The organism is Paenibacillus bovis, from assembly GCF_001421015.2.
In the GTDB taxonomy this organism is placed as follows: domain Bacteria; phylum Bacillota; class Bacilli; order Paenibacillales; family Paenibacillaceae; genus Saccharibacillus; species Saccharibacillus bovis.
The window spans coordinates 721,377-732,500 of record NZ_CP013023.1; the positions used below are offsets into that span (position 1 = coordinate 721,377).

The 11,124-nt window shown below is 48.9% G+C and carries 12 protein-coding genes (1 of these 12 cut by a window edge); all 12 read left to right on the forward strand.

Annotated elements, in window-relative coordinates; translation table 11 throughout:
- The first annotated feature begins 134 nt into the window (after window positions 1–134).
- Window positions 135–1,034, forward strand: a complete 900-nt coding sequence (gene hslO, locus AR543_RS03155; protein WP_060531766.1) for an Hsp33 family molecular chaperone HslO — start codon at window positions 135–137, stop codon at window positions 1,032–1,034.
- A 15-nt stretch (window positions 1,035–1,049) separates the two neighbouring features.
- Window positions 1,050–1,961, forward strand: coding sequence for a peptidyl-prolyl cis-trans isomerase (locus tag AR543_RS03160; RefSeq protein ID WP_060531768.1), 912 nt, complete (start codon window positions 1,050–1,052; stop codon window positions 1,959–1,961).
- A 156-nt stretch (window positions 1,962–2,117) separates the two neighbouring features.
- A complete protein-coding gene (gene cysK / locus AR543_RS03165; protein WP_060531770.1) occupies window positions 2,118–3,056 on the forward strand; it encodes a cysteine synthase A in 939 nt (312 codons plus the stop codon).
- Window positions 3,057–3,281: 225 nt separating this feature from the next.
- The gene (locus AR543_RS03170) at window positions 3,282–4,931 is read left to right on the forward strand and encodes an anthranilate synthase component I family protein (RefSeq protein WP_060531772.1); all 1,650 of its coding nucleotides are present in this window, start codon (window positions 3,282–3,284) and stop codon (window positions 4,929–4,931) included.
- Window positions 4,928–5,512, forward strand: a complete 585-nt coding sequence (gene pabA, locus AR543_RS03175) for an aminodeoxychorismate/anthranilate synthase component II (RefSeq protein ID WP_060531774.1) — start codon at window positions 4,928–4,930, stop codon at window positions 5,510–5,512. The genes AR543_RS03170 and pabA overlap by 4 nt, the downstream gene beginning before the upstream one ends.
- Window positions 5,512–6,462, forward strand: a complete 951-nt coding sequence (locus AR543_RS03180) for an aminotransferase class IV (protein ID WP_060531776.1) — start codon at window positions 5,512–5,514, stop codon at window positions 6,460–6,462. The genes pabA and AR543_RS03180 overlap by 1 nt, the downstream gene beginning before the upstream one ends.
- Entirely contained in the window at window positions 6,459–7,325 is an 867-nt protein-coding gene (gene folP, locus AR543_RS03185; protein WP_060531778.1) for a dihydropteroate synthase, read from the forward strand. Before AR543_RS03180 ends, folP begins: the two co-directional genes overlap by 4 nt.
- An 18-nt stretch (window positions 7,326–7,343) precedes the next feature.
- Entirely contained in the window at window positions 7,344–7,706 is a 363-nt protein-coding gene (folB, locus tag AR543_RS03190) for a dihydroneopterin aldolase (RefSeq protein ID WP_060531780.1), read from the forward strand.
- Window positions 7,707–7,715: 9 nt separating this feature from the next.
- Window positions 7,716–8,258, forward strand: coding sequence for a 2-amino-4-hydroxy-6-hydroxymethyldihydropteridine diphosphokinase (gene folK / locus AR543_RS03195; RefSeq protein WP_060531782.1), 543 nt, complete (start codon window positions 7,716–7,718; stop codon window positions 8,256–8,258).
- A 151-nt stretch (window positions 8,259–8,409) separates the two neighbouring features.
- Window positions 8,410–9,456 (forward strand): tRNA dihydrouridine synthase DusB, encoded by a 1,047-nt coding sequence (gene dusB, locus AR543_RS03200; protein ID WP_060531785.1) that lies wholly within the window; start codon window positions 8,410–8,412, stop codon window positions 9,454–9,456.
- 231 nt (window positions 9,457–9,687) lie between these two features.
- On the forward strand, window positions 9,688–10,164 hold the full coding sequence (greA, locus tag AR543_RS03205; protein ID WP_060531787.1) for a transcription elongation factor GreA: 477 nt from the start codon (window positions 9,688–9,690) through the stop codon (window positions 10,162–10,164).
- A gap of 432 nt (window positions 10,165–10,596) precedes the next feature.
- Window positions 10,597–11,124: the 5' portion of a lysine--tRNA ligase gene (gene lysS / locus AR543_RS03210; protein ID WP_060531789.1), read on the forward strand. 1,011 nt of this gene lie beyond the right edge of the window; the window shows 528 of its 1,539 coding nt (coding positions 1–528); it begins with the start codon at window positions 10,597–10,599; its stop codon lies off the right edge, out of view.

The following is an 11,124-nucleotide window of genomic DNA, read 5'->3' on the forward strand; positions in this document are numbered from 1 at the left end:
TGCTTATGATAGGTAATATACGCATTTTTGCACAGCAGCTATCGAATTCAGCTGCAATGTACCCTATAATAGACTATATGTCCTTTGTATGACATCACGATCAAGCAGGCAGAACGAGAGGAGTTCATTTATATATGGAACAACATAATGGCAATACACAACCGGATCGTCTGATCCGTGGAATAGCAATGGGTGGCAAAGTACGTGCATTTGCTATCCGCTCTACGCATCTGGTAGAGGAACTGCGCCGTCGTCATGATACATGGCCAACCGCGACTGCAGCGATGGGACGTACCTTGACTGCAGCAGCCATGATGGGCGCCATGCTCAAAGGCGAAGAGAAATTGACTCTTCAGGTCAAAGGAAATGGACCACTCGGACAGATTGTTGCCGATGCCAATGCTAAAGGTGAAGTGCGCGGTTACGTGGATAACCCGCATGTTCATTTGCCGAGCAATGCAATGGGCAAGCTGGACGTAGCCGGAGCAGTCGGAACCGAAGGCTTTATTTATGTCATCAAGGATCTGGGACTCAAAGATCCTTATCGCGGCAGTGTACCGATCGTATCGGGAGAGCTGGGCGAAGATTTCACGTACTATTTTGCAACGTCCGAACAGACACCATCTGCAGTAGGCGTAGGCGTACTGGTAGATACGGATAATTCGGTTATCGTAGCAGGCGGATTCATTATCCAGCTGCTGCCGGGTCTGACCGATGCCGAGATTGATCAGCTGGAAAAAGGACTGGGTACCCTGCCGCCGGTAACTTCGCTGCTGAACGAAGGGCTGGAGCTGGAAGAGCTGCTCGGACGCATTCTGCCGGATGTAGAAGTTATGGACGGTATGGATATCGTATTTAACTGTTCCTGTTCCCGTGAACGTGTTGAACAGACACTGGTCAGCCTGGGCGAGCATGAGCTGGTACAACTGATCGAAGAAGACGGACAGGCAGAAGTGGTATGTCATTTCTGTAACGAGAAATACCAGTTTGACCGTCAGGACCTGGAACGCATTCTGGCTTCAGCCAGAAATTAAGGGATATCAAGACATATGACGAAGGTTAAATCACCGGTATGGACAGCCGTCATGGTCTTATTCATAGTCATCATTATGCTGCTCGGAGCCTTTTGGGTGATCCGGGCAGTTCAGCATTCTGGGGATCAAACGGATGTGGCAGTGGTAGGCAATGAATCTATTAGTGAACAGGCATGGATTAGCGAGTTGAAAAAAAGATATGGTCAGGAGACCCTGACACAGATGATAAACCGGCGGGTTGTTCAATTGGAAGCCGACGCGCGTCATATTACGGTCAGTGATACAGAGATCCGGGATGATCTGGCAGAGCGAATGAGCGGATACGCCTCACCGCAGGCCTTTTACAAGGAAATGCAGACCCAGTTCGGTCTGACTCCCGAAGATCTGCAGCAGGAATCCAAATATCAGATCCAGCTGGAAAAGATAGCGACTGAAAGCATCGAAGTGAGTGATGCGCAGATAGAGGATTATCTGCAGCAGCACGCACAGGAGACTGCGCAACACCAGTATGATCTGGCATGGATCGAGACCGATACCGAGCAGGCTGCCGAAGAAGCGGTGCAGCGTATCGAGAATGGTGAAGATTTTGCGGCAGTAGCGGAGAAGCTGTCGATCGACTCCTTTTCTTCCGGCAAAGGCGGGGAGCTCGGCTGGATCGATGAGGATGATCCTTTTCAGCCGCCTGAAGTGATCAAGGTTCTCTCACAGATGCAGGCAGGAGAAGTGATGGGTCCGCTGGCACTCAGCACCGGTCACTATGCTGTCGTACAGGTCAAAGATATTCGTACACCGTCTTCCTCCAGTCTGCAGCTCAGCCGGGAGACCGCAAAACGCAAAGCGGCACTTGCCCAGGCAGAGCCCCTGACAGAACTTGAGCAGAAGCTGCGCAGTAAGTACAATGCCCGTATTTTATCGTCTGCACCGTAGGATTCTGGGCCGGGAACATTGACATTATCCGACGGGATTGATAATATTAAAGCATACTAATACCAACTATTTTACTCGGAATAACGTAGTTTGAAAACATAGATAGGCAGTGAACTTACCACAGCTACGTTCCATTATCTGAAGGAGGGCAACAGCATGGCAAAAGTCGTAAATAACGTGACCGAATTGATCGGAGGTACTCCGCTCGTTCGTCTGAATCGTCTAGTACCGGAAGATAGCGCAGAGATCTACCTGAAGCTGGAATATCAGAATCCGGGTTCCAGCGTCAAGGACCGTATCGCATTGAGTATCGTGGAAGAAGCGGAAAAGCAGGGCGTACTCAAGCCTGGCGGTACGATTGTTGAAGCGACAAGCGGTAACACCGGTATCGGTCTGGCGATGGTCGCAGCAGCCAAAGGCTACAAATGCGTAATCGTAATGCCAGAGACGATGAGTCTGGAACGCCGCAATCTGCTGCGTGCTTACGGTGCCGAGCTGGTGCTGACTCCAGGATCGGAAGGCATGAACGGAGCAGTCAAAAAAGCCGAGAATATCCTGAGCGAGAATCCGGATTATTTTATCGCCGATCAGTTCCGCAATAAGGCTAACCTCAAAGTACACCGTGAAACAACCGGTCCCGAGATCGCCGAAGCGATTGACTCGATTGGTGGAACACTGGATGCCTTTATAGCAGGTATCGGTACAGGCGGTACGATTACCGGAGCAGGCGAAGTGCTGAAAAGCCGCTTCCCGGATATCAAAATTTATGCGGTAGAACCGGCGGCTTCTCCTATTCTGGCTGGCGGACAACCGGGTCCTCACAAAATTCAGGGGATCGGTGCGAACTTTGTACCGGAAATTCTGAATCAGGATATCTACGATGAGATTATTCATGTAGAGAATGATGAAGCTTTTGAAACGGCTCGTCGTGTAGCCAAGGAAGAAGGCGTGCTGTCCGGCATTTCTTCCGGTGCTGCTGTGCATGCTGCGCTCAAGGTTGCCAAGCAGCTGGGCAAAGGCAAACGCATCGTGGTTATTATTCCAAGTAACGGTGAACGTTACCTGAGCACACCACTGTACAATTTCGAAGCTTGATGTATGCCAAGCAGCCGTTATTGATTAACAGCTGCTCCTGCGCCTCTGATTTTTTCTGTCTACGGATAGAAGTCAGGGGCGTTTTGCTTATTTGCTGCAACCTCCAGCTGCTCGGCAGAGATATAGTGTAAACATATAGAGCGTATTTCGCAGCAGTGCTTCTCAATTGCCAACCGCTTTAGTATACTAACGACAAACTATAGTGATCAGGTTGGAGGAAGCAGATTGACCAGAGTATGTATATCCTTACAGGATTGGCAGCAATGGCTGAAGCAGGGATTCAATCAGCTGCCTTATATGATAGAAGTATCGCTAAAAGGCCAGTTGCTGCCGGATAGCTGGGAGTCGGTATGGAACGAGCAGTATCCTCATTCTTTTGTATTGGAAAATGGTAAAAACGGACGGTATACCTATCTAGGACTGCGACCGATGTCTCTACTGAGCGGTCAAGGTAACGAGGCAGTTATTCACGAATATGCACCAATCAACGCTACGGGACAGGTACCACAGTTGATGCCTGTTTCCAAAATGACTGGCAGACCACTGGAAATGCTGCGCGAATGGATGTCAGCTCACCATGCACCGCGTGTAGAGGAACTTCCACCTTTTACGGGAGGTTGTGTAGGATTCCTCGGTTACGATGTCGCTCGTTCTTTGGAAAAGCTGCCTCAACAGCTCCAAAACGATCTGGATCTGCCGGATTACGTCTGGATGAAGTTTGACCACATCTGGGTGATCGATCATCAGGAGGGCAAGCTCTACTGCTGTGTGCATACAGCATCGGCAGCAGAATGGTCTGCATCATTGGAGTATACAGATCAGAATGCTATGGCATCTTTATCATACCCTATCAAGCAAGCCTACGATCAGGCAGCACATCAGGCAGAACGAATGCTGGAACAGTGGAACAGCTGGTATAAAGCAGCTGGAGAAGAAACTCACTCTCTGCACCATCGTCAGCAATTTCTGCTCAATCATCCACTGTCTTCGACCGATTCGAGGGAAGATCATCACCACTTCACCACCGGTTTCCGGCAGGAACAGTTTGAAAAGGCTGTGCTCGCTGTACAGGAATATATTCGTCAGGGTGATGTATTCCAGGTGAACCTGTCTCTGCGCAGCGAGCGCAAGATATCGACAGCACCGGAATCTATTTATGAATGGCTGAGAGTGACCAATCCGTCACCGTATATGGGGCTGCTGCGTCTGCCTGGTTTCCAGCTGGTATCTGCTTCACCGGAGCTGCTCGTCTCCGTGATAGGCGATTCCGTTTCAGCCCGGCCGATTGCAGGTACACGCCGCCGCGGAATGACAGAGCAGGAAGATCAGGCGATGGAAGCCGAACTTACGGGTAATGACAAAGAGCGAGCCGAACATATTATGCTGGTGGATCTGCAGCGTAATGATCTGGGACGTATCGCCCGCTATGGAACGGTACGTGTACCGGAGCTGATGACGATCGAGCGTTATTCGCATGTGATGCATCTGGTCTCCGGTGTCGAAGCGGAACTTGCGGCAGACCGTGATGTATATGACGTGATTGCAGCTGTTTTTCCGGGCGGAACGATTACCGGTGCTCCGAAGATTCGCACGATGGAGATTATAGAAGAGCTGGAGCAGACACGCCGGGGAGCGTATACCGGTTCGATGGGCTGGATTGACTATAACGGCAATATGGAATTAAATATTATTATCCGAACGTTAACCGTCAAAGAAGATATGGCATATATGCAGGCTGGAGCCGGTGTCGTGATCGATTCCAATCCTTACCGCGAATACAGAGAGTGTTTTAACAAATCCAGAGCGTTGGCAAGAGCTGTACTGCTGAGTGAACAGTACGATGCGGCTCTGCAGAAAAGGGAGGATTACTCATGATTCTTGTAATTGATAACTACGATTCGTTTACGTATAACCTGGTACAGTACCTGGGAGAACTTGGAGAAGAGGTTGTTGTACGTCGCAATGACGAGATTGATATGGACGGTATTCGTGAACTCGCACCGGATCATATTCTGTTGTCGCCGGGGCCGTGTACACCGACAGAAGCCGGCATTACGATTGATGTGATTCAGCAGTTCAAAGGCGAGATCCCGATTTTTGGTGTATGTCTGGGCCATCAGGCGATCGGTCAGGCATTTGGTGGCAATGTTATCCGTGCAGAGCGTCTGATGCATGGCAAGACTTCTCCGATTTTGCATCAGAGCAGTTCGGTATTTGAGAGTCTGCCATCTCCATTTACAGCGACCCGTTATCATTCATTGATTGTAGAGCGCAGCAGCTTGCCGGATTGCCTGGAGATTACAGCAGAGACCGAAGAAGGCGAGATCATGGGACTTCGTCACAAAGAATATGCGATCGAGGGTGTACAGTTTCATCCGGAATCTATCGTAACGGACCATGGGCATACGATTCTGCGTAATTTCCTGAGCCGCAAAGTAGACAAAGCGATCGTATGATGCAGTACGTCAGTATAAATGGTGTGATTACACCTATAGATCAGGCCGTGGTCTCCGTCATGGATCACGGCTTCTTGTATGGAATGGGACTGTTTGAGACTTTCCGTACGTACAATGGACAGCCTTTTTTATTGGATCGTCATCTGGAGCGACTGCAAGCTGGCTGTGAATCTCTTTCTATTCGCTGGCAGGCGGATGAGAAGCAGATCCGCCTGCATATTCATTCCTTGATGCAGGCCACTGATCTGGAGGAAGCCTATATCCGCTACACGCTGACTGCCGGGATAGATATACTGGGTTTGCCTTCCGGTGCCTATGAGCAGCCTACTGTTGTCATTTACGCCAAGGCACTGCCGGATAGCCCTCGCCGACTTCAGCTGGATTCTCCGGATTCATCGAACCCTTCTTCGGCAGCGGAGCTGGAGAGTCTGCAGCAGCACTTGTCTGTCCGAAGCAAATCCCTGCGCAAATTGCATACGCTGCGCAATACACCGGAGGGCGATACTCGTCTGAAGTCACTGCACTACATGAACAGTATACTGGGCAAGCAGGAGCTGCTTCAGTATGGGGATCAACCGGCTGCTGGTGTAGAAGGGCTTATGTTCACCTCCAGAGGAGAGATCGCCGAGGGAATCGTCAGCAATGTATTTTTTGTAAAAGATCATCGTCTTCATACGCCTTCGCTGGGTACCGGTATCCTACCTGGTATTACCCGCGCGCATATTATCGAGCTGGCCGGGCATATCGATATCCCTGTGGAAGAAGGACTCTACAGCTGGGAGGACCTGCTCGCCGCAGACGAAATATTTCTTACAAATTCTATCCAGGAAATTGTGCCGGTAACCCGCCTGTTGGCGGATGATCGCATGTACTCTGTACAGCAGCAAGCGGTTGGTATGATAACTGCCCGTTTATATGCAGCTTATGAAAAGGAGGCTTATCGTTTGTGAGACAGCCTGTACACTATACACGACATTACACATGTGGTCCGGCAACACTGGAGCTGGGCCGCTCTACTTTGATTATGGGCATTTTGAATATTACGCCGGATTCCTTTTCGGATGGTGGCAGCTATACATCGATAGAACATGCCTTGCAGCAAGCGCAGCGTATGATTGATGAAGGAGCCGATATTATCGATATCGGTGGAGAATCTACACGTCCCGGTCACGATCCGGTATCCGAGCAGGAGGAACTTGGCAGAGTGCTTCCGGTTATCGAAGCGCTCCGTTATCATCTGCCGCATATTCCACTTTCTATTGATACGTACAAAGCAGAAGTAGCCAGACAATCACTGGCAGCCGGTGCCCATATAATCAATGATGTCTGGGGAGGCATGGCGGATGAGCGGATGTTCGCTGTAGCCGCCGAAGCCAATTGCCCTTATATTCTGATGCACAACCGTCATGATATGAATTACACCGAGCTGGTAGCGGATGTGAGAAATGATCTGCAGCAGCGCATTACACTTGCTCTGCAAGCCGGCATTCAGCCCGATAATCTTATTCTGGACCCTGGCATTGGCTTTGCCAAACATGCGGATCATAATCTGGAGCTAATGAGCAGACTGGATGAGCTGGCAGAACTCGGCTATCCTATCCTGCTTGGTACCTCACGCAAACGATTTATACGCACAGTGCTGGATCTGCCTGCCGATGATGTGGTCGAAGGTATAACCGCGACGACAGCATTCGGGATTGCCCAGGGCTGCCAGATTATCCGTGTACACGATGTGAAGCCCAACAAACGAATGGCAACCATGTGCGATGCGATGATGCAGGCTGCCGGATCGCCGGGAAAATACAGCAACTGACATGAGGAGGAATAGACAGTGGACAAGATGATTATCAACCGAATGGAGTATTACGGTTATCACGGTGTATTTGAAGAGGAACGCAAACTGGGTCAGCGTTTTTATGTAGATTTGGAATTGGAGCTGGATCTGTCCGAAGCAGGTCAAACCGATGATCTGGAGAAAACTATCAATTATGCCGAGATTCATGAACAGGTCAAAGCTGTTGTCGAGAAAAAATCATTCAAATTGATTGAAGCTCTTGCTGAATGTATTGCGTCGACCCTGCTGGAAGCTTATACTGGGGTACATGTATTGACCGTTAGAGTGACCAAGCCGCATCCGCCTTTTGATATTCATTTCCAGGGCGTGACTGTTGAATTGCGGCGTACACGAAAGTGAGTGCAGGTTATGAATTCATCCGTTCCCTCTGACTATTCAGAGGCTTATATTGCTTTAGGCGCTAATCTGGGCAATCGTGAGCAGACATTGGTCGAGGCGATACAAATGCTGGAGGAATATGCCGATATTTCCGTGATCCGCTGTTCGGGTTTTTATGAGACAGCACCGGTTGGTTATGTGGATCAGCCTTCTTTTCTGAATATGGCAGTTAAGGTGTATACAACACAGAGTCCACATGAACTGCTGTCCACTTTGCTCCATATTGAGAACCAACTTGGACGCGTAAGGGATATACGCTGGGGGCCGCGTACTGTAGATCTCGATTTGCTCTGGATGGATGATCTTTATCTGAACTCCGAGACGCTGGAATTGCCGCATCCGCGTATGCATGAGCGGGCCTTTGTACTGGTGCCGCTGCAGGAGATTGTAACTGCTGATACGCCTGCATTATTCTCTCTTGTCGAAAATGCACTCCAGCAGGTTGCCGATCAGCAGCAGGATGTTCGTTATGCGGGTGCGTGTCCTTTGTCGTTTCCTTCAAAATTGAAATAAATAGCGGCCTTTGGCCGCTTGTCGTATACAGTCTGCCTCTATATCAGCCATGACCGGAGAACATTCTCCGCAGCATGGTACAACTAATGTATAAACTGTGTTTGCTTATCCGAATGATAAGAGCAGCAGTAACAAAGGAGTCAATCCTCAGATGTTCAAAATTGGTGATATTGAAATGAAAAATCGGGTCGTCCTTGCCCCGATGGCCGGTGTATGCAATCCGGCATTCCGTCTGATTGCCAAAGAATTTGGTACCGGTCTGGTATGCGCAGAGATGGTCAGCGACAAAGCAATTCTGGCCGGTAACAAACGTACTCATAAAATGCTGTTTGTCGACGAGCGCGAGAAACCAATCAGCCTGCAGATTTTCGGCGGTGACCGTTCCTCCCTGGTAGAAGCAGCCAAAGTAGTGGATCAGGATACCAATGCGGATATTATCGATATCAACATGGGCTGCCCTGCTCCCAAAATCAACAAAATCGATGCCGGTGCCCGCTGGCTACTGGATCCCAACAAAATTAACGAAATGGTTGCCGCAGTCGTAGCCAATGTCAACAAACCGGTAACCGTTAAAATGCGTATCGGCTGGGATCATGATCATATCTATGTGATCGAGAACGCCAAGGCAGTAGAAGCAGCCGGTGGCAAAGCCATCAGTGTGCATGGACGTACCCGCGAGCAGCTCTACACCGGTCAGGCTGACTGGTCTTATATCAAACAGGCCAAAGAAGCGGTATCTATTCCCGTGATCGGTAATGGGGATGTCGTTACGCCCGAGGATGCGAGACGGATGCTGGATACAACAGGCTGCGACGGCGTAATGATCGGCCGCGGAGCGCTCGGTAATCCTTGGATGTTGTATCGCACAGTAGAATATCTCAAAACCGGTGAACTGCTGCCCGATCCATCCGCCGAGGAGAAAATCCGTATTGCCATTTTGCATATGGATCGTTTGATTGACCTCAAAGGCGAAGTAGTAGCTGTTCGGGAAATGCGCAAGCACCTGTCCTGGTACCTCAAAGGTCTAAAAGGATCTGCCAAAATCAAAGATTCCATTATGGAAGAAACCCAACGCGACGAAATGGTACGAATCCTTCAGGATTTCCTGGAGAATCAGCCCCATCATGTCGCTTCGGCAGCGGATCATGAAGCAGCGCCGTTTGTACAGGTACAATGTGCTGCACCCGCAACCGTCTGAGCCAGCCTTTTGGTTGACATTTCACATTCATTCCCATATACTTTTGCAGTATAAATTTGCCTGAGTCCATGATTAGATATCATATATCCTCTGGGGAATTTCCCTGCGTCACTATCGTTTTGATCATCTTGCATGAGTCTTCGCTGTTTCTGAATCACTGGCTATTATCATGCTGGGAGACCCCAAAGCGAATTTTCGAAAATTATTCACATGACAGGAGAATTGGTTGAGATGAGCGATAAGGAATTCATTTTAACACAGGACGGTCTACGCAAGCTGGAAGATGAATTGGAAAACCTCAAGTCCGTCAAAAGACGTGAGGTAGCGGAACGTATCAAAGTTGCCATTGGATACGGTGATATCAGTGAAAACTCTGAGTACGAAGATGCCAAAAACGAGCAAGCTTTCATCGAAGGACGCGTAATTACACTGGAGAAAATGCTGCGCAATGCACGTATTATCAACAGTGATGAGATTGATACAGATGCGGTTAGCATTGGTGCAACCGTTATCGTTGAAGATCTGGAGTTTGGTGACACAATGGAGTACACGATCGTAGGTACAGCCGAATCCGATCCTTCCCAGAACAAGATTTCCAATGAGAGCCCGGTAGGTAAAGCAATCCTGGGCAAACAAAAAGGTACTGTAGTTGATGTTAACGTACCTGCTGGTGTCATCCAGTACAAAATCTTGGAAATCAAAAGATAAGATGTACGTACCTGAATAACTGGCAGATGCGCTTTACAGCGAGCTGTAGTTATTATGTATACTTACGGTTTGACCAAAAAGCTTCCCTAGGGGAGCTTTTTTCTTGAAATAAGCACGGTTTTTGCGAAATAAGCGTCAATATCGGTTTTAGAGATTTCAGATTGTCCTCAAATCAAGTACACTATAATTATGTAGCTTGTTGACTGAATATAGCGGCTTGTACAGAGGTTCTGTATTGGATCGGCTGCAGGCGAGATGACGTAGAGCGTGAAGTACAGTGTCCAAAAAGGATTGCTGCCAGATCGCATAGGCGACTGGATGATCTGTCTGCGATAGACCCAGTGCAACCTTTATCTATATAGGTATCTGCTTCCTTCTATAGTTATGAGAGAGCCGGCAAGTTATTACCTTCAAAGGAGTTGAGACCCAGCGATGTCTGATGAAACATTGAATCCTGGTCAAGAAGAACAGGAACACATAAGTGAAAGTGAACTGAACGAGCTACTGCAGGTACGCCGTGACAAACTGGACGAACTGCGCGGACTGGGCATCGATCCATTCGGCAAAAAGTTCGTACGCACGTCTAATGCAGCAGACCTGCTGCATACCTACGAGACGATGACCAAAGAAGAGCTCGAAGAAAAAGAAGTAACAGTAAGTCTGGCTGGTCGTATCATGACCAAGCGCGGCATGGGTAAAGCAAGCTTTGCACATATTCAGGATCTGAGCGGACGTATTCAGATTTATGTTCGCAAAGACACTGTACCTGAAGCCAAATACGAAGCATTCACTATTCTGGATCTTGGAGATATCGTCGGTGTAACCGGTACGGTCTTCAAAACCAAAACAGGCGAGACATCTATCAAAGTAAAAGATCTGGAAGTACTCACCAAGTCCCTGCTGCCACTGCCGGATAAATATCATGGGATGAAAGATGTAGAGCTGCGCTATCGCCAGCGT